Here is a 17,403-nt window from a genome sequence, read left to right on the forward strand (position 1 = left end):
CCTGCCCCCGCACCCCCGAGGTATTTGGGGAACGATGAAGGTTCAAGACGGCGTAAGGCCCGCTTCTTCAAGCCACCGCACGTTCCGCTTGGCGTTCACACCCGCATCGCCCTTACCGATCGTCAGGTGCCCGGAAATCGCCAGACGCCCGCCCTCGCGCCAGACATGGACGACATCGGGGAAGCCCATGACCTTGGTTCTGGTGACGAAAGAGCGGTGATCGGGGTCAGAGGCCATGCGCGTGGTGCGGTCGCTGTTCTGCACGACCTGGTGCAGCCGGTTGAAGGCAGCATCCAGATCCTTGGGCATAAGAACGGTCGTACTACCGCCCATGGTGGTATGAGTTCCAGGCTCTGGCATCGTGTCGGGGCGTTCCAGCCGCGCCGCATCCGGAGAGATCGTGCGAATCCAGAACGCAAGTCCGCCCCAAAAAAGCAGAAGGGCTGCGATGGCGATCAAGACGGAGTTCATGGCGACCTCTGGCACTGGATTCGGTGGACATGTAGCCCGCACCGGGCCACATCCATCCCATGACAGACCCCAATGATCCAATCTTCGATGTGCCGGAGGGGATAGACCGGCTGCGCGCGGTCATGGCCCGCCTGCGCGACCCCGACACCGGCTGCCCGTGGGACCTGGAGCAGGACTTCGCCACCATAGCGCCCTACACGATAGAGGAAGCCTACGAGGTTCACGACGCCATCCAACGCGGGTCGATGGATGACCTGAAGGGAGAGTTGGGCGACCTGCTGTTCCAGTCGGTCTTCCACGCGCAGATGGCCGAGGAAGCCGGGGCGTTCGACTTATTGGATGTGATCAAGGGCATCACGGACAAGATGATTGCGCGCCATCCGCACGTGTTCGGTGACCAATCGCGAGACAAGTCGGCGGATCAGCAAACCATGGACTGGGAGGCTGAGAAGGCGAAAGAGCGCGCGCGCCGGGCCGAAACGGGTGTGCTCGATGGTGTTGCGCTGGGTCTGCCGGCCCTGATGCGGGCCGAGAAGTTGCAGAAGCGGGCGGCGCGCGTAGGGTTCGATTGGCCCGTGACGGATCAGGTGGTGGACAAGATCGCCGAAGAAGCGCGCGAACTGGCCGAGGCGCGGGACACCCTGACCCCCGATAAGGTGGCCGAGGAGATGGGCGACCTGCTGTTCGCGGTCGCCAATCTTGCCAGGCACCTTGGCGTCGACCCAGAGACCGCCCTGCGCGCAACGAACGACAAGTTCACGCGGCGTTTCGGCTTCATCGAGGCTGCGCTGTCAGCGGCAGGCAAGACGCCAAAGGACAGCGATCTGGCAGAGATGGACGCCCTGTGGAACGCGGCCAAGGCAGCTGAGCGCGACGGATAAAATTATCCGACTAGGTTTGTCGGGTATTGACCTGACAAAAAAACTCGGATTTGTCTGGCGGTGTAGAAACCAAAGACGAAAGACGTCCTTATGCGTAGCGTTCTCATCGCGACCCTTGCCGCCACCACCGCCCTGCCCGCACTGGCCGAGGTCAACATTTACTCCTACCGCCAGCCCGAACTGATCCAGCCGATCCTTGACGGCTTCACCGCCGAAACCGGTATCGAGACCAACACGGCCTATGTGGACAAAGGCTTGGTCGAGCGCCTTCAGGCCGAGGGCACGCGCAGCCCCGCCGATATCATCCTGACAACAGACGTATCGCGGCTGGAAGAAGCCAAGGCCGCCGGTGTGACGCAGGCGCTGGACAGTGATGTGGTGAACGAAGCCATCCCCGCTCGCCTGCGCGATCCCGAAGGCCAGTGGGTTGGCGTCACCACCCGCGGCCGCATCGTCTACGCCAGCAAGGAGCGCGTCGCCGAGGGCGAGATCACCACGTACGAGGACCTTGCCGATCCCAAGTGGGAAGGCCGCATCTGCACCCGTTCCGGCACCCACCCCTACACGCTGGGCCTTGTGTCCGCGCTGATCGAGCACAACGGCGTGGAAGAGACCCGCACCTGGCTGGAAGGCCTGAAGTCGAACCTTGCCAAGCAGCCCGAGGGCAACGACCGCGCGCAGGTGCGTTCGATCTGGGCGGGCGAGTGCGATATCTCGATCGGCAACACCTACTACATGGGCGCGATGCTGTCCGACCCCGAGCAGACCGAATGGGCGAACGCCGTACGGGTTGAATTCCCGACGTTCGAGGACGGCTCCGGCACCCACGTGAACGTCTCTGGTGTGGCGCTGACCGCCAACGCGCCGAACAAGGACGACGCGGTGGCCTTCGTGGACTATCTGGCGTCCGAGGAAGCGCAGCGGATCTACGCAGCGGAAGTGAACGAATACCCCGCCGACCCTGACGTGCCCGCCTCCGACCTGGTGCAAAGCTGGGGGGAGATCACGCCGGACGAGACCGATCTGGCCGCCATCGCATCACACCGCGCCGAAGCGTTGCGTCTGGTCGAAGAAGTGAACTTTGATGGGTAAGCCCTGATCCGCCAAAGGCGGCGGCCTCTCCGGTGGAGAGGCCGAAGGGCGAACGCGCGGAGCGCCGGGGGTGGCCATCGACGGGGCCATTCCAGTCAACCATGGAAGAGCCGCAAGGATCGACCCGAAGAGACGCGGGCCAGCTAAACGCGGCAATGCCTTCGACGGAAAAGCCGTTCCACCCCAATAACGCGAAAAGGGCGACACCAGACGGTGTCGCCCTTTTTCGTTTCACCCATCCGGGGGAAAGTGGCGCGGTTGACGGGGCTCGAACCCGCGACCCCCGGCGTGACAGGCCGGTACTCTAACCAACTGAGCTACAACCGCGTAGCACGTTCCGGGACGATGGTGGCGCGGTTGACGGGGCTCGAACCCGCGACCCCCGGCGTGACAGGCCGGTACTCTAACCAACTGAGCTACAACCGCCCATCGTCGAAACGTGAGCGGCGTTCTAGGCAGAGGGTGGTGGGGCGTCAAGCGCGAAGGGAGGCCCAGACGAAATTCTATTTCGGGCGGCTGGCGATCCGAAATCGAAACGACGCTGGCGTGCGCACCTTGGCGTCACACGTAGAAGGTGCCGAAGCTTTCACCCTGCGGCTTTCCTTCATATTCGCGATTTATGTAAATCTCGAAATAAGCTCAAAAACTCCGCGGCTTATTCTTCTCATAAGGGAGTTCCGCCGCAATCGAGACACGTATGACGTGCAGAGTGTCCCCACGATAAGACAACTAGGGAAACACGATAAAATGCTTAAGCGTTTCAATACCTTCAAGGCTGACGAAGACGGTGCGGTGACGGTCGATTGGGTGGTTCTGACCGCCGCAGTCGTCGGACTCGGGATTGCAGTCCTGACTTCGGTGACGAGCGGCACACAGGGTGTCACCGAAACGGTGTCCGGGCACCTGGACGGCATCGAAATCGACACCACGTTCGGTGGCGCGGGCGGCGACAGCGACGGCTGAACCATACCAAACGGCCCGAGGAGCCGAACTTTAAGGTCAGCGGGGCGTCCGGGGTTGGACGTCCCGTCTTTATATGGTGGGCGGTGAGGGGCTCGAACCCCCGACATCTTCGGTGTAAACGAAGCGCTCTACCAACTGAGCTAACCGCCCCCGCCGTGCGATGTGCCGCGATGGCGCGCGCGATGCAAGCCCCTACCCTACCAATCGAACGGATCGCCTATGGTGCGGCGACCGATCAGGAAGGCATCGGCGACCATTTCCATGGGGCGCAGGTCGGTGTCGCTGTCGCCTGCCTTCACCAGTTCGGCCATCCGTGCATACAGCAGAGGGTATTCGTTGCTGCCCGCTTCATGGGTTTTCGCGCCGTCCGGCTCGATCAAGCGACTGCCAGATCCCGTAAGCGAGAAAGCGTCGCCTTTTGTCTCGATCTCCATGTCCCAGACTGGATCGCCCTCGTGACGCCAGTTCAGATGCGCAGTCATGTCTGGCTCGTCCGGATGTGCGAACACGATGTCCGAACAGATCGGCGTCTGGCGTCCGTCGGGCAACTCCATCGTGACTTCCGAGACGGAAGCAGGACGGTCGAGGATCTTGGCAAGGATAGAGAAAGCGTTGATGCCCGGATCGTAAACGCCCAGATTGCCCGGCTCCCACAGCCAATCCTGATCGGGATGGGTCTGGCGCACGTCCTCGCACCAAGTGATCTTCAACTTCTTCAGCGTCTTGCCCTTCAGCCGATCCCGCGCCGCGTCGCAGGCATCGCCCATGCGGCTGTGCCATGTGAAGTAAAGGGACACGTCGTTGGCTTCCGCCTCCATGCACAGGTGCCGCGCGGCCCCCAGCGTGACCGAGGGCGGCTTTTCCAACATCACGTTCATCCCCGCCCGCATCGCCTTGATCGCGTAGTCGAAACGCGGACCGGGTGGCAGCGCGAGGGAGACGGTGCGAATATCGCCGGGATCGCGCAGGAAGGCGTCCATGTCATGAAAACCGGGGACGCCGTCGATCCCGTCGTTGCGGCTGATGGTGGCGGCAAGGTGCCAGTCCTTGCTGGCCTCCAGCGCGGGAATGTGCTCGTCCTTGGCAATCTTGCCGATACCGGCAAAGGCGATGGGTGTGCTGGGCATGTGCGGTATCCTTCTTGGCGACGCAGGCGGGACATGGCCCCAAGCGCGGTCATTTCAATTGAACGGGGGGCGAGGCAGATGGCCACAGAACGCTTGGATTTCACATCGAACGGCAAAGTGCTGGACGCACGGCTGGACAGGCCTGCGGGCCGTGTGCGTGCAACGGCGCTATTCGCGCATTGCTTCACATGCGGCAAGGATATCGCCGCGGCGCGTCGGATCGCCGCGCGGCTTGCAGCGCAGGGGATCGCTGTGCTGCGCTTCGACTTCACCGGGCTGGGCCGGTCGGAAGGTTCGTTCGAAGAGACGACCTTCGCCTCCAACGTCGATGATCTGGTCGCGGCGGCGGATGCGCTGGAACAGGCCGAGGCTCCGCCATCACTGTTGATCGGGCACTCGTTGGGTGGGGCCGCGATCCTGAAGGCCGCCGCGCGCCTCCCGTCCGCCAAGGCCGTCGCCACGATCGGAGCGCCCTTCGACCCCGGCCACGTTACCCACAACTTCGGCGATGCGCTGGACCGGATAGAGGCCGATGGCGTGGCCGAGGTGAACCTGGGCGGACGCCCCGTGCGGATCGGCCGCGACTTCGTGCGTGACGTTGACGGCACCGATCTGGCGCCGACGGTCGCCAATCTGAGCCGCGCGCTTCTGGTGCTGCATGCGCCGCGCGACCAGATCGTCGGGATCGACAACGCGACCGCCATTTTCTTAGCCGCCACGCACCCGAAAAGCTTCGTGACGCTCGACAGCGCCGACCACCTGATAAGCCGCGTGGCCGATTCTGACTACGCCGCCGACGTGATCGCGGCATGGTCTGCGCGCTACCTTGATCTGCCGCCCGAGCCGCAGGTGGATCCGACCCCAGAGGGCGTGGTGCGGACGACCCATGCCGAAGGTTTCCTGCACGACATCACCACCCCCGATCACCATATCCAAGCGGACGAGCCGCTGTCGGTCGGCGGCACGAACCTTGGGATGACGCCCTACCAGTTGCTGGGCGCCGGGCTTGGTGCCTGCACGTCGATGACGCTTAAGATGTACGCCGACCGCAAGGGCATCGCGCTGACCGGCGTGACGGTGGATGTCAGCCACGCGAAGGCACACAAGGCCGACGCGGAAACAGACGCCGATGCGAAGGCGGACGTTCTAAGCCGGACGATCACGTTGGAAGGCGATCTGACGGAGGCCGAGCGCGACAAGCTGATGGAGATCGCCGACAAGTGCCCGGTTCACCGCACACTGGAAGCCGGGGCGCGAATTGAAACGAAGCTGGCCTAGCCCTGCGCCAACTTCTCTTTCAACGCGCGCTCGACCTGTTCGGGCACGAAGCGGGACACGTCGCCGTTCAGGCGCGCGATCTCTTTGACCAGCTTGGAGGCGACGGCCTGATGCTCGGCCTCGGCCATCAGGAAGACCGTTTCGATGCTGTCGTCCAGCACGCGGTTCATGCCGACCATCTGGTATTCGTACTCGAAGTCCGCCACTGCGCGCAGGCCGCGGATGATGACCGACGCGCCCACATCGCGGGCGCAGTGGATCAGCAGGTTCTCGAACGGATGGGCGATGATCTCGCAACCCGTGTCCTCGGCGATATCGGCGCATTCGGCCTGTATCATCGCGACCCGCTCTTCCAGCGAGAACAAGGGCCCCTTGTCACGGTTGATGGCCACACCGATCACCAGTTTATCCACCAGCGCGGTGGCGCGACGGATGATATCAAGATGGCCTTCGGTCACCGGGTCGAAGGTGCCGGGGTATAGTCCTGTCCGCATAGCGCCCTCCCGCTGCCGTTCGCGCACGCAACAATATTGCGCGCGATTTGGCAAGGGCGTGCTGTCAGAGGCCGCGCACCATGCCTTCAAGCGCGTCGCGTTCGTGCGCCAACTCGCCCAGACGGGACTTCACCACGTCCCCGATGGAAACCAGCGCGATCATCTTGCCGTCTTCCATCACCGGCATGTGGCGGAAGCGCCCGTCGGTCATCTTGGTCAGCACCTGATCCAAGGTGTCGTCCTTGGCGCAGGATTGCAGCTTGGTGGTCATCAGCTCGGAAACGGTCTGGTCCAGACAGGCGGCCCCGTTGGCCGACAGTTGCCGTACGATGTCACGCTCGGACAGGATACCTGCGGGCGACTGACCTTGTTCGCAAACGATCACCGCACCGATCTTGTTATCCGACAGCAGTTTTGCCGCTTCGGCCACGCTGGCCCCCGGCGCAATCGTGATGACGTCGCCGCCCTTGTCCTGGATGATCCGTTCGATGCGCATCTGCGTCCTCCCTGTCTGTTGCCCCATTGGGCGACCCGACGGGCGCGTATGTCAACCATGACCTTCGGCGCGGGCGATTTCCGCCCGCACGCCCTGCACCAATGCGCGAGCCACGGCGTCCAGCCGCGCGGCACGCACGTCATCCAGTGGGCGCAGAAGCCAGAATGTTCGCGTCAGCCCGATCCGGTCGGCCAGCACGCGGCGCACGCCCGGCAAGCGGGACAGAACGAAATCATGCACGATGCCCACGCCTTCGGCCCGCGCGATCCATTCGGCCTGCACTACGACAGATGAGGACGCCAGATCGACGCGGGTGACGCCGATCTCTCCCAGATAATCGAGTTCGCGGTCATGAATCATGTCGGGCACGTAACCAACGATGCGATGGGCGTTCAGTTTGTTGGGATCGGTGACGGGATGTCGGTCCAGATAGTTGCCGTGCGCGGCAAGGCTTAGCCGGTAGTCGGCGATCTTCTGCGCCGCGATGCGGCCCGTCGTGGGGCGTGAGACGGCGATGGCCATGTCGACCTCTCGCCGGTTCAGGTCGAAGGTCCGGGACAGGGCGACGATCTCGATCTCCAGCCCCGGATTGGCCGATGCCATGGCGGCAGTCACTTGCGGCAGCAGATAGGTCGCGCAGCCCTCCGGCGCGCCGATGCGCACGGCACCGGACAGCGCGCCCATCACTTCCGCCTCTGCCGCCAGCATCGCTGATTCAGCGCGCTCTGCGTGGTCGAACAGCCTCACGCCGCCTTCCGTCAATCGGTAGCCTTGCGGCCCTTTGACGAAGAGCGTCGTGCCCAGATCGGCCTCTAACCGCGCGATGCGGCGACCCAGCGTGGCTGGATCCAGCCGCGACGACCGCGCGCCACCGGTCAGGCCGCCCCCGCGCGTGACCGCCAAAAATACCCGCATATCGTCCCACTGCACGCCGCTACCCTTGCATTTTCGCAAAATGACTTTGCCACCTTGGCGCTGGTGCTGACAGCTTTGCAAGGTAGGATCAGGCAAACCTTGGGAGGATTACCATGAGCGAAGAGCTGTATCACTGGATCGACGGCAAGCGCGCGTCTGGCACATCGGGCCGGTTCGCCGATGTCTACCAACCCGCCACGGGCGAAGTGCAGGCGCGGGTGCCGCTGGCTTCGAACGACGAAATGGCCGCTGCCGTCGCCAGTGCCGCCGAGGCGCAGAAGGGCTGGGCCGCGACGAACCCACAGCGCCGCGCCCGCGTGATGATGAAGTTTGGCGCGTTGATCAACGCGCACATGGACGAACTGGCCGAACTGGTCAGCCGTGAGCATGGCAAGACCCTGCCCGACGGTGCCGGTGACGTGCAGCGCGGACTGGAAGTGGTCGAGGTCTGCATGGGTGGACCGTCCCTGCTGAAGGGCGAGTTCACAGACGACGGTGGCCCCGGCATCGACCTGTACTCGATGCGTCAGCCGCTCGGTGTCGTGGCGGGCATCACCCCCTTCAACTTCCCCGCGATGATTCCGCTGTGGAAAATGGCCCCTGCCCTGACCTGCGGCAACGCGATGATCCTCAAGCCGTCCGAGCGCTGCCCGTCCACGTCGTTGCGTCTGGCCGAATTGCTGCAAGAAGCGGGCCTGCCCGACGGTGTGCTGCAGGTCGTGAACGGCGACAAGGAAGCCGTCGACGCGATTCTCGATAACGAGACGATCCAGGCGGTCGGCTTCGTCGGCTCGACGCCCATCGCCCAGTACATCTACGGGCGCGCCTGCACCAACGGCAAGCGCGCGCAGTGCTTTGGCGGCGCCAAGAACCACATGATCATCATGCCGGATGCGGACTTGGATAAGGCCGCCGACGCGCTGGTCGGGGCCGGTTTTGGCGCGGCTGGCGAACGCTGCATGGCGATTTCCGTTGCCGTTCCGGTCGGCAGGGAGACGGCGGACAAGCTGCGCGACAAGTTGATCCCGAAGATCGAAAAGCTGAAGGTCGGCCCCTATAGCGCCGGCACGGACGTGGACTACGGCCCCGTCATCACCGCGCAGGCTAAGCAGCGGATCGAACGGCTGGTGAACTCCGGCGTGGACGAAGGTGCCACTCTGGTCGTGGATGGACGCAACTTTTCGATGCAGGGCTACGAGGATGGCTTCTTCGTCGGCCCGTCCTTCTTCGACGATGTGACGCCGGACATGGAGATCTACCGCGAAGAGATCTTCGGGCCCGTGCTGTCCCAGGTCCGCGCCGATACCTACGAAGACGCGTTGAACCTGATCATCGACAACGATTACGGCAACGGCACCGCTATCTACACCGCCGACGGCGACACAGCGCGTGACTTCGCGCACCGGGTCAACGTGGGCATGGTCGGCATCAACTTCCCGATCCCGGTGCCGCTGTCCTACCACACCTTCGGCGGTTGGAAGAAATCGGCCTTCGGCGATCTGAACCAATACGGCCCCGACGCTTTCCGCTTCTACACAAAGACGAAAACAGTGACGGCGCGCTGGTTCTCTGGCATCAAGGACGGAGGGGAGTTCAACTTCAAAGCTATGGACTAGCAGGGATCGGGCGGCCAGAACGCGGCCACCCGACGCGGGAGAACCCGGGAGCGATCCCGGGCCCGTGACAGGGGGAGGACCGTGTAGCATGGCGATCAAGGTGGACGTGCTGCCTGAACGGGGTCTGGTCGTTGTCACCTATTGGGGATGCATGACAGTGGATGAGGGGCTGGATGCGTTTCGCAAGTTCGTCGAGCAGGGCCATGCGAAGACGACACCTCGCCATCTGATCGACCTTTCTAGGATAGAATCCTTCGTGAACCCCTTTCCGAACATGCTTAGGTTGAACGCAGATATGGCCGCCGCCTTCCTTCCAAACGAGGGTCAGACCTACATGGCGTTCGTCGCCCCCCACCCCGAAGCCCAGCGCGCCGCGTCGTTCAGCATCCGGGCGTGGGAAGATCACTTGGATCGCGTTATCCCACGTATCTTCACATTACAGTCCGAAGCCTTGTCGTTCCTTGGAGTGCAGGAGGAAGCGCTCGCGGATCTAGCCCGTCAGCGACCCGCTTGACCGCATCCTCGCCGCTTCCCATGGTCACCGCATGAACAGTCCGCCCTTCACCATCGGCATCGAAGAGGAATACCTTCTCGTGGATGCCGAGACATTCGATCTGGCTGAAGCGCCAGAGGCGATGATCACGGCCTGTCAGGACCGCTTGGGCGATCAGGTCGCGCCGGAGTTCCTGCGCTGTCAGATCGAAGTGGGCACCAAGGTCTGCGACAATATCGATGTGGCGCGCGCCGACCTGTCGAACCTGCGCCGCGTCATCAAGGAGGTTGCGGCCGAGCACGGCCTTGCCCCCATCGCCGCGGCCTGCCACCCGACCGCGCAGTGGTCCGAACAGACTCACCGCGACCGCGAGCGCTACAATCAGCTGAAGGCCGATCTGGCCGGTGTGGGCGAACGGATGCTGATCTGCGGTATGCACGTCCACGTCGGCCTGCCCGATGACGACACCCGCATCGACCTGATGAACCAGCTGTCCTACTTCCTTCCACACCTGCTGGCCCTGTCCACCTCATCGCCCTACTGGCAGGGCCGCGATACGGGGCTGGCCAGCTATCGCATTGGCATCTTCGACAACCTGCCGCGCACCGGCCTGCCGCCGCGCCTGTCGTCCTGGTCCGAATACCAGCGGCTCGTCGACACTCTGATCGGCGCGGGCCTTATCGAGGACGCCAGCAAGATCTGGTGGGACCTGCGGCCCTCTGATGCCTTCCCCACCATCGAATCCCGCATCTGCGACGTCTGCCCCCGAATCGAGCACACGCTGTCCATCGCCGCGACGATCCAGGCCATCTGCCGCTACCTGTGGCGACTGAAGCGCAAGAACGGCCGCTGGCGCATCTACGAAAACACACTGCTGGATGAAAACCGCTGGCGCGCCCGACGCTACGGCACGACCGAGGGCCTGATCGACTTCGGGCGCGGTGAGGTGGTGCCGATGGCAGAGCTGGTGGACGAGTTGATCGACCTGATCGCAGAGGACGCAGAGGCGCTGGGCGGGCTTGATGCCGTCCAGGGATTGCGCGCTATCGTGACGGGCGGCACATCATCCGACCGGCAGCGTGCGGCTTTCGCGCGGGCCAAGCAGAACGGAAACGATGAAGCCACTGCGCTGCGCGCCGTCACGCGTGCGCTGGTGGACGACTTCATGGCCTAGATCGAACGGGGAGGAACCCAAATGGATTTCGCGCTCAGCGAAGAACAGACCGCCATCTTCGACATGGCCCGCGCCTTCGGCGCCGACCACATCGCGCCGCATGCCCGCGACTGGGAGGCCGCGGGTACCATCCCCAAAGAGCTGTGGGGCAAGGCGGCGGAGCTTGGGTTCGGCGGGCTGTATGTATCAGAGGAGTCGGGCGGCACCGGCCTGACCCGGTTGGATGCGACGCTGGTGTTCGAAGCGCTGTCCATGTCCTGCGCGTCGGTCGCGTCGTTCCTGTCGATCCACAACATGTGCGCCGCGATGATGGATCGCTACGGGTCAGACGACTTCAAGGCGCGCTTCCTACCGCCCGTTTGTGCCATGGACACCGTCTTGTCCTACTGCCTGACCGAACCGGCTTCAGGTTCCGACGCCGCTGCTTTGAAAACCAAGGCCGTGCGCACGAACGAAGGCTACAAGCTGACCGGCACAAAGGCGTTCATCTCGGGCGGTGGCTATTCCGACGCCTACATCGTGATGGCACGCACCGGCGACGCTGGCCCCAAGGGCATTTCTGCGATGGTCGTGGAAGATGGCGCCGACGGGCTGTCGTTCGGCGGGCTGGAAGACAAGATGGGCTGGCGCTCTCAGCCCACACGGCAGGTCCAGTTGGACGATTGCGGCATTTCGGCAGGCAATTTGCTGGGGGAAGAGGGCAAAGGTTTCACATATGCGATGTCCGGCCTCGACGGCGGCCGACTGAACATCTCGGCCTGTTCGCTGGGCGCCGCGCAATCCGCGTTGGATGCCACCATCGCCTACATGCGCGAGCGCGGGGCATTCGGACAGAAGCTGACCGACTTCCAGGCCCTGCAGTTCCGACTGGCGGAAATGGAGATCGAACTGCAAGCCGCCCGCACGTTCTTGCGCCAAGCCGCATGGATGCTGGATCAACAGCATCCGGAGGCGACGAAATACTGCGCCATGGCCAAGAAATTCGTGACGGAAGCCGGATCGAAGATCGCTGACCAGTGCCTGCAACTGCACGGCGGCTATGGCTATCTGGCTGACTACGGGATCGAAAAGATCGTCCGCGACCTGCGCGTCCACCAAATCTTGGAAGGCACGAACGAGATCATGCGCCTGATCACCGCGCGTCACATGCTGGCGTCATGAGCGATATTTCCATCCGCACCGAGGGCCGCGCCGGTCGCATCACCCTGACCCGTCCCAAAGCGCTGAACGCCATGTCCCACCAGATGGGGCTGGATATCGAAGCCGCTCTGAACATCTGGGAAACCGATGACGCGGTGGAAATCGTGCTGATCGACGCGGAAGGAGAAAAGGCCTTTTGCGCCGGCGGCGACATCCAGAAGATCTACCACGAGGGCAAGCAAGGCGACTTCGCCCCCACCCGTCAGTTCTGGCGCGATGAGTATCGCCTGAATGCGCGCATCCGCACCTATCCGAAACCCGTCGTCACCTTCCTGCAGGGCTTTACGATGGGCGGCGGTGTAGGCCTTGGCTGCCACGCGGCGCATCGGGTCGTGGGCGAAAGCAGCCGAATCGCCATGCCCGAATGCGGCATCGGTCTGGTGCCCGACGCGGGCGGCTCTTTCATCCTTGCGCGCGCGCCAGGCCGCTTGGGCGAATACCTTGGCGTTACCGGCTACCGCATGGGCCCTGCCTGTGCGATCCACGCGGGCTTCGCGGATCGCTTTATCCCGGAAAAGGATTGGACTGAGCTAAAGAATGACCTGTCCAACAATGGCGACTTAACTGTTTTAAGGGACGCCAACGTCGATCACGGCGATAGCCCCCTAATCGCACGGGCGGATGCCATAGACGCGATGTTCGCCGCCCCGCGCGTCAGCGAGATCCAACCGGACGACGATACAGCCAAGGCCTTGTCCCGCATATCTCCGCTGTCTGGCGAGGTCGCCTTGCGCCTGATCCGCGAGGTGCGCACGCTGGACGGCATCGAGGCGGCGCTGGAACAGGAATACCGCGCCACCCATCGCTGTATCGAGCATGGCGACCTGATCGAGGGCATCCGCGCGCAGGTCATCGACAAGGATCGCACCCCGAACTGGCGGCACGACAGCTTCGCGGACGTGCCCGACACCCTGATCAACGCCTTTCTGGCCCCCATTGGAGCAGGAGACTTTCCATGAAGATCGCATTCATCGGCCTTGGAAACATGGGCTTGCCCATGGCGAAGAATTTGGCGGACGCAGGCCACGAGGTCACCGGCTTCGACACCGCAACCGTTGATGCCCCCTTCCCCGTGGCCGACACCGCCGCGAAAGCGGTCGAGGGCGCGGATGTCGCCATATCCATGCTGCCCAACGGCTCCATTTTGCGCGCCGTCGCGGACGAGATCATCCCGGCGATGAAACCCGGCGCGGTGTTCCTCGACTGCTCTACCGTCGATGTGGAAAGCGCCCGTGCCGTTGCGGAACAGGCAAATGCGGCCGGCCTTGGCGCGCTGGATGCGCCTGTCTCGGGCGGCATCGGCGGCGCGCAGGGCGGGACGCTGACCTTCATGATCGGCGGCGATCCGGCCGCGTTCAAGACCGCCACACCGCTGTTCGACATCATGGGTCAGAAGGCCGTGCACTGCGGGCAATCGGGCAACGGACAGGCGGCGAAGATCTGCAACAACATGATCCTTGGGACCACGATGATCGTCACCTGCGAGGCCTTCGCGCTGGCCGACAAGCTGGGCCTCGACCGGCAGGCGATGTTCGACGTCGTCTCCACCTCGTCGGGTTATTCGTGGTCCATGAACGCCTACTGCCCCGCGCCCGGCATCGGCCCGCAAAGCCCGGCGGACAACGACTACAAACCGGGCTTCGCCGCCGACCTGATGCTGAAGGACCTGTCGCTTGCCATGGATGCTGCAAAGAGCGCCGACGCAGATACGCCTTTGGGCCGTGCTGCACGCGAGCTCTATCGCACCTTCGTCGAGGAAGAGGACGGCAAAGGCCGCGATTTCTCAGCCATGCTGCCCAGATTGGAAAAGCGCGGCCATTCCTGACCGCGCTCTTCACCGTTCTCGAAATACCTCGGGGTGTGGGGCAGAGCCCCACGATACCCCTTAGTTCGTAATGATCTCTGGCCCCATGAAGGTCGTCGGCAACCAGGTCGACAGGAACGGGATGTAGGTCACCAGGATCAGGAACACGAAGAGTACCGCGAGGAACGGCAGGGCCGCGCGAACGACGCCCATCACCGGCATGTTCGCGACGCCGGAGGTGACGAACAGGTTCAGGCCCACCGGAGGCGTGATCATCCCGATTTCCATGTTCACGACCATGATGATGCCCAAGTGGATCGGGTCGATCCCAAGCTGGATCGCGATGGGGAACACCAGCGGGGCGACGATGACGATGAGGCCCGACGGCTCCATGAACTGACCGCCGATCAGCAGGATGACGTTCACGATCACAAGGAACATGATCGGCCCGAAGCCCGCGTCCAGCATCGCGCCTGCGATATGCTGCGGGATCTGCTCATCCGTCAGAACGTGCTTCAGGATCAGCGCGTTGGCGATGATGAACATCAGGGTGACGGTCAGCTTACCGGCCTCGAACAGCGTGTCTCGCGTGTCGGGGTGGAAGAAGGCCGTGATCAACGCCCAAGGCTTTTCCAGCAGCGTCGACTTCTCTTGCATCGGCACCTCGGCGGCGCCGACCGAGCGTGCGCCCGGCTCTTCGACCATTGCCGACATCGCCGGAGCGCCCGCGCGACCGGCGGCCAGCGGCCCCATGTCACGGTAGACGAAGCAGGCGATGAAGAAGGCGTAGACCGATGCGACGGCGGCGGCCTCGGTCGGGGTGAAGATACCGCCGTAGATGCCGCCCAGGATGATGACGATCAGGAACAGACCCCAAGCCGCTTCGCGGCCCGACTCCCAGACCTCTCCCCAGCCCTTCCACTCGCCCTTCGGCAGGTTCTTGACCTTGGCGATGATGTAGATCGTGGTCATCAACATGAAGCCAGCCATCAGGCCCGGGATCACGCCCGCAAGGAACATGCGCCCGACGGAAACGTCAGTGGCGGATGCGTAGACCACCATGACAATGGACGGCGGGATCAGGATGCCCAGCGTGCCGGCGTTACAGATGACGCCTGCCGCAAAATCGCGGGAGTAGCCAACCTGCCGCATGCCTGCGATCACGATCGTACCGATGGCGACGACGGTGGCGGGGGAAGAGCCGGACAGGGCCGCGAACATCATGCAGGCGAAGACACCCGCGATGGCCAGCCCGCCCGGCAAGTGCCCGACAATGGCGATGGAAAAACGAATGATCCGCGCCGCCACACCGCCGGTGGACATGAAGCTGGAGGCCAAGATGAAGAACGGGATTGCGAGCAGCGTGTAATGGCCCGCCATCGCCTGATAGAAGCTTTGTGCAATGGACGCCAGCGAGGTGTCAGAGAAGGCCAGCAGGAACAGAATAGATGACAGACCCAGGCTGATGGCGATGGGCACGCCGATCAGAAGAAGACCGATCACCATGCTGAAAAGGATAATGACGTCCATGGCCTAACCCTCTTGTTCTTTGAGTTTGGCCTGCGCCTCTGCGACGTTGTCTTCGGCCTCGTGGCTGACGATGAAGCTTTGACGGGTGCCGCGTGCGACGCCGATGAAGGCCTGCACCAGACGGAAGATCAGCAGTGCCACGCCGACCGGCAGCATGGTGTAGCCAACTACCCGAGGCAGCTTCTCATACTCTTCACCCATGTTGATGAGCGGCTCCAACCAGTTGAACAGGCCGATCATCGGCACCTGATCGGTGATGTACCACGCTTGATCGCGGGTCTGCTCGAACCCTGTCGGAAACCAGCGGCCCGACGTGCGATCCAGTGAGGCGTAAGGCGCCCAGTAGTCCCACGCGCCTTTCATCAGCAAAAGCGCGTAGATCAGGCAGACGACACCGGCCACGATGGTCAGGGCAAAGCGCGGCCCCTTGGGCATGACGTTCAACAAAGCGTCCACACCAAGGTGTGCGGTAACTTTCACGCAGTAGCTGATGCCGAACAGAACCAGCCACGCGAACAGGATCAGCGTCACTTCCAGTCCCCAGATGAGCGAGTCGTTGAAGACGTAGCGCAGCACGACGTTGATAAAGGTGACCATCGTCATCCCGCCCAACAGGATCGCGATCATCGTGCGTTCGAAATTATCGACAGTGCGGGCAAAGCGACCCTGTGGCGGTACGTGTTTGCTGGACATCTTTCCCTCCCCAAGGACCAACCGTTGCGCCGGTCCGCGACGACACCCCGCACAAGGCGGGGCCACCACGGAAACCGGCCGCGCCCCGAAGGACGCGACCAATGATCAGCTTAAGAGCCGGAGACCTGCGCGTTGAACTCCTGCGCGGCATCGATGTTTTCCTGACCGACATCACCCACGAACTGCTCCCACACGGGCTTCATGGCATCGACCCAAGCCTGCCGCTGGGCATCGTCCAACTCGCGGATTTCGGCACCCGCATCCAGCGTGGCCTGACGGGCGTCGGCGTCCACCTGCGCCACGGCAGCGTTTCGTTCGTTCGTGACCTCGTCGAGGATCGTCACGAACTGATCGCGTACATCGGCATCAAGACCGTCCAGCCAGTCAACGGAAGCCACGACAAGATAGTCGATGATGCCATGGTTGGTTTCGGTGATGCCGTCCTGAACTTCGAAGAACTTCTGGCCGTAGATGTTGGACCAGGTGTTTTCCTGACCGTCCACAACACCCTGCTGCAGGGCGCCGTACACTTCCGAGAAAGCCATTGGCTGAGGCGAGGCATCCAGCGCTTCCATCTGCGCGACCAGCACGTCAGAGGGCTGAACGCGGAACTTCAGGCCAGCGGCATCTTCGGGCATTTCCAGCGGCACGTTGGCAGAGAACTGTTTCATGCCATTATGCCAGAATTCCAGGCCCTGCAGGCCGCGGCGCTGCATGGAATCAAGCATCGCCTGACCGGTGTCAGAGTTCTGGAAAGCATCGACCGCATCGATATTCGCGAACATGAACGGCAGGTCGAACAGACGGAATTCTTTGGTGAACGCCTCGAACTTCGACAGCGAAGGGGCAGCCAGTTGAACGTCGCCCTGAAGCATCGCTTCCAGCACCTGGTCGTCGTTGTAGAGCGTGGAGTTCGGGTAGACCTCCATGCATGCGGTGCCGTCCATCTCGGTGTTCACGCGCTCTTGCAGAAGCGAGGCGGCGATGCCCTTGGGGTGGCGGTCGGTGTTGGTGACGTGTGCGAACTTGATGACCATCTCGCCATCATCGCAGCCCGCGCTCTCTTGTGCGAACGTCGCGGTTGCTGTCAGTGCCAGAGCCACGGCAGTAGTGGTGAAAAGCTTCATGGTTTCCTCCCAGAAAATCAGCGCCGTCTTTTTTGCAGCGATGCGGTAA

At 63.1% G+C, this 17,403-nt stretch carries 18 protein-coding genes and 3 tRNA genes; 10 read left to right on the forward strand and 11 right to left on the reverse strand.

Annotated elements, in window-relative coordinates; genetic code table 11:
- Positions 1-42: 42 nt before the first annotated feature.
- Positions 43-471 carry a DUF1499 domain-containing protein gene (locus tag FIU81_RS10420; RefSeq protein ID WP_124111602.1) on the reverse strand — a complete coding sequence of 143 codons (429 nt, stop codon included), beginning with the start codon at positions 469-471 and terminating at the stop codon, positions 43-45.
- Between the two features lie 59 nt (positions 472-530).
- On the opposite strand from FIU81_RS10420, the gene mazG reads away from it, so the two are divergent.
- Together mazG and FIU81_RS10430 are read left to right on the forward strand one after the other, a co-directional pair.
- The gene (gene mazG, locus FIU81_RS10425) at positions 531-1,352 is read left to right on the forward strand and encodes a nucleoside triphosphate pyrophosphohydrolase (RefSeq protein WP_124111601.1); all 822 of its coding nucleotides are present in this window, start codon (positions 531-533) and stop codon (positions 1,350-1,352) included.
- Between the two features lie 90 nt (positions 1,353-1,442).
- Complete coding sequence (locus tag FIU81_RS10430) at positions 1,443-2,444, forward strand: Fe(3+) ABC transporter substrate-binding protein (RefSeq protein WP_124111600.1); 1,002 nt, start codon at positions 1,443-1,445, stop codon at positions 2,442-2,444.
- A 250-nt stretch (positions 2,445-2,694) separates the two neighbouring features.
- Here FIU81_RS10430 and FIU81_RS10435 read toward each other — a convergent pair.
- Both FIU81_RS10435 and FIU81_RS10440 read right to left on the reverse strand, forming a co-directional pair.
- Positions 2,695-2,771: transfer RNA gene (locus FIU81_RS10435), tRNA-Asp, on the reverse strand.
- 22 nt (positions 2,772-2,793) lie between these two features.
- Positions 2,794-2,870, reverse strand: a tRNA-Asp gene (locus tag FIU81_RS10440).
- A 321-nt stretch (positions 2,871-3,191) separates the two neighbouring features.
- Here FIU81_RS10440 and FIU81_RS10445 point away from each other — a divergent pair.
- Positions 3,192-3,407 carry a Flp family type IVb pilin gene (locus FIU81_RS10445; protein ID WP_124111599.1) on the forward strand — a complete coding sequence of 72 codons (216 nt, stop codon included), beginning with the start codon at positions 3,192-3,194 and terminating at the stop codon, positions 3,405-3,407.
- 74 nt (positions 3,408-3,481) lie between these two features.
- Here the strand turns inward: FIU81_RS10445 and FIU81_RS10450 are convergent.
- Both FIU81_RS10450 and FIU81_RS10455 read right to left on the reverse strand, forming a co-directional pair.
- Positions 3,482-3,557 (reverse strand) — tRNA-Val (locus FIU81_RS10450).
- Positions 3,558-3,604: 47 nt separating this feature from the next.
- The gene (locus FIU81_RS10455; protein ID WP_124111598.1) at positions 3,605-4,534 is read right to left on the reverse strand and encodes a Gfo/Idh/MocA family protein; all 930 of its coding nucleotides are present in this window, start codon (positions 4,532-4,534) and stop codon (positions 3,605-3,607) included.
- Positions 4,535-4,612: 78 nt separating this feature from the next.
- Here FIU81_RS10455 and FIU81_RS10460 point away from each other — a divergent pair, with 78 nt between their 5' ends.
- Complete coding sequence (locus FIU81_RS10460; RefSeq protein WP_172971454.1) at positions 4,613-5,812, forward strand: bifunctional alpha/beta hydrolase/OsmC family protein; 1,200 nt, start codon at positions 4,613-4,615, stop codon at positions 5,810-5,812.
- Here the strand turns inward: FIU81_RS10460 and coaD are convergent.
- The 3 genes from coaD to FIU81_RS10475 form a co-directional block, all read right to left on the reverse strand.
- Complete coding sequence (coaD, locus tag FIU81_RS10465; protein ID WP_124111596.1) at positions 5,809-6,306, reverse strand: pantetheine-phosphate adenylyltransferase; 498 nt, start codon at positions 6,304-6,306, stop codon at positions 5,809-5,811. The genes FIU81_RS10460 and coaD overlap by 4 nt on opposite strands.
- A gap of 64 nt (positions 6,307-6,370) precedes the next feature.
- Positions 6,371-6,802, reverse strand: coding sequence for a CBS domain-containing protein (locus FIU81_RS10470; protein ID WP_124111595.1), 432 nt, complete (start codon positions 6,800-6,802; stop codon positions 6,371-6,373).
- 51 nt (positions 6,803-6,853) lie between these two features.
- Complete coding sequence (locus FIU81_RS10475) at positions 6,854-7,732, reverse strand: LysR family transcriptional regulator (protein ID WP_124111594.1); 879 nt, start codon at positions 7,730-7,732, stop codon at positions 6,854-6,856.
- Between the two features lie 98 nt (positions 7,733-7,830).
- Between FIU81_RS10475 and FIU81_RS10480 the strand changes: the two genes are divergently transcribed.
- The 6 genes from FIU81_RS10480 (at position 7,831) to mmsB (ending at position 14,025) form a co-directional block, all read left to right on the forward strand.
- Positions 7,831-9,333: a CoA-acylating methylmalonate-semialdehyde dehydrogenase gene (locus FIU81_RS10480; protein WP_124111593.1), complete on the forward strand. Its 1,503-nt coding sequence runs from the start codon at positions 7,831-7,833 to the stop codon at positions 9,331-9,333.
- An 88-nt stretch (positions 9,334-9,421) separates the two neighbouring features.
- Positions 9,422-9,847, forward strand: a complete 426-nt coding sequence (locus FIU81_RS10485; RefSeq protein ID WP_124111592.1) for a hypothetical protein — start codon at positions 9,422-9,424, stop codon at positions 9,845-9,847.
- Between the two features lie 31 nt (positions 9,848-9,878).
- A complete protein-coding gene (locus FIU81_RS10490) occupies positions 9,879-11,000 on the forward strand; it encodes a carboxylate-amine ligase (RefSeq protein ID WP_124111591.1) in 1,122 nt (373 codons plus the stop codon).
- 21 nt (positions 11,001-11,021) lie between these two features.
- Entirely contained in the window at positions 11,022-12,161 is a 1,140-nt protein-coding gene (locus FIU81_RS10495) for an acyl-CoA dehydrogenase family protein (RefSeq protein ID WP_124111590.1), read from the forward strand.
- Positions 12,158-13,159, forward strand: coding sequence for an enoyl-CoA hydratase/isomerase family protein (locus tag FIU81_RS10500; RefSeq protein WP_124111589.1), 1,002 nt, complete (start codon positions 12,158-12,160; stop codon positions 13,157-13,159). Before FIU81_RS10495 ends, FIU81_RS10500 begins: the two co-directional genes overlap by 4 nt.
- Positions 13,156-14,025 (forward strand): 3-hydroxyisobutyrate dehydrogenase, encoded by an 870-nt coding sequence (gene mmsB, locus FIU81_RS10505; protein WP_124111588.1) that lies wholly within the window; start codon positions 13,156-13,158, stop codon positions 14,023-14,025. Before FIU81_RS10500 ends, mmsB begins: the two co-directional genes overlap by 4 nt.
- Before the next feature lie 60 nt (positions 14,026-14,085).
- Here mmsB and FIU81_RS10510 read toward each other — a convergent pair whose 3' ends face one another.
- The 3 genes from FIU81_RS10510 to FIU81_RS10520 all read right to left on the reverse strand — a co-directional run bounded on the left by FIU81_RS10510 (position 14,086) and on the right by FIU81_RS10520 (position 17,354).
- Positions 14,086-15,534, reverse strand: coding sequence for a TRAP transporter large permease (locus FIU81_RS10510; protein ID WP_124111587.1), 1,449 nt, complete (start codon positions 15,532-15,534; stop codon positions 14,086-14,088).
- A gap of 3 nt (positions 15,535-15,537) precedes the next feature.
- Entirely contained in the window at positions 15,538-16,227 is a 690-nt protein-coding gene (locus tag FIU81_RS10515) for a TRAP transporter small permease (RefSeq protein WP_124111586.1), read from the reverse strand.
- Positions 16,228-16,337: 110 nt separating this feature from the next.
- Positions 16,338-17,354 (reverse strand): DctP family TRAP transporter solute-binding subunit, encoded by a 1,017-nt coding sequence (locus FIU81_RS10520; RefSeq protein ID WP_124111585.1) that lies wholly within the window; start codon positions 17,352-17,354, stop codon positions 16,338-16,340.
- Positions 17,355-17,403: the final 49 nt, after the last annotated feature.

It is taken from the genome of Palleronia sp. THAF1 (assembly GCF_009363795.1).
Taxonomy (GTDB): domain Bacteria; phylum Pseudomonadota; class Alphaproteobacteria; order Rhodobacterales; family Rhodobacteraceae; genus Palleronia.

Bases quoted from the DNA above. Each gene is read 5' to 3' on its own strand.
- FIU81_RS10420 (WP_124111602.1), bottom strand. From the start codon at position 471: ATGAACTCCGTCTTGATCGCCATCGCAGCCCTTCTGCTTTTTTGGGGC.
- mazG (WP_124111601.1), top strand. From the start codon at position 531: ATGACAGACCCCAATGATCCAATCTTCGATGTGCCGGAGGGGATAGAC.
- FIU81_RS10430 (WP_124111600.1), top strand. From the start codon at position 1,443: ATGCGTAGCGTTCTCATCGCGACCCTTGCCGCCACCACCGCCCTGCCC.
- FIU81_RS10445 (WP_124111599.1), top strand. From the start codon at position 3,192: ATGCTTAAGCGTTTCAATACCTTCAAGGCTGACGAAGACGGTGCGGTG.
- FIU81_RS10455 (WP_124111598.1), bottom strand. From the start codon at position 4,534: ATGCCCAGCACACCCATCGCCTTTGCCGGTATCGGCAAGATTGCCAAG.
- FIU81_RS10460 (WP_172971454.1), top strand. From the start codon at position 4,613: ATGGCCACAGAACGCTTGGATTTCACATCGAACGGCAAAGTGCTGGAC.
- coaD (WP_124111596.1), bottom strand. From the start codon at position 6,306: ATGCGGACAGGACTATACCCCGGCACCTTCGACCCGGTGACCGAAGGC.
- FIU81_RS10470 (WP_124111595.1), bottom strand. From the start codon at position 6,802: ATGCGCATCGAACGGATCATCCAGGACAAGGGCGGCGACGTCATCACG.
- FIU81_RS10480 (WP_124111593.1), top strand. From the start codon at position 7,831: ATGAGCGAAGAGCTGTATCACTGGATCGACGGCAAGCGCGCGTCTGGC.
- FIU81_RS10485 (WP_124111592.1), top strand. From the start codon at position 9,422: ATGGCGATCAAGGTGGACGTGCTGCCTGAACGGGGTCTGGTCGTTGTC.
- FIU81_RS10490 (WP_124111591.1), top strand. From the start codon at position 9,879: ATGAACAGTCCGCCCTTCACCATCGGCATCGAAGAGGAATACCTTCTC.
- FIU81_RS10495 (WP_124111590.1), top strand. From the start codon at position 11,022: ATGGATTTCGCGCTCAGCGAAGAACAGACCGCCATCTTCGACATGGCC.
- FIU81_RS10500 (WP_124111589.1), top strand. From the start codon at position 12,158: ATGAGCGATATTTCCATCCGCACCGAGGGCCGCGCCGGTCGCATCACC.
- mmsB (WP_124111588.1), top strand. From the start codon at position 13,156: ATGAAGATCGCATTCATCGGCCTTGGAAACATGGGCTTGCCCATGGCG.
- FIU81_RS10510 (WP_124111587.1), bottom strand. From the start codon at position 15,534: ATGGACGTCATTATCCTTTTCAGCATGGTGATCGGTCTTCTTCTGATC.
- FIU81_RS10515 (WP_124111586.1), bottom strand. From the start codon at position 16,227: ATGTCCAGCAAACACGTACCGCCACAGGGTCGCTTTGCCCGCACTGTC.
- FIU81_RS10520 (WP_124111585.1), bottom strand. From the start codon at position 17,354: ATGAAGCTTTTCACCACTACTGCCGTGGCTCTGGCACTGACAGCAACC.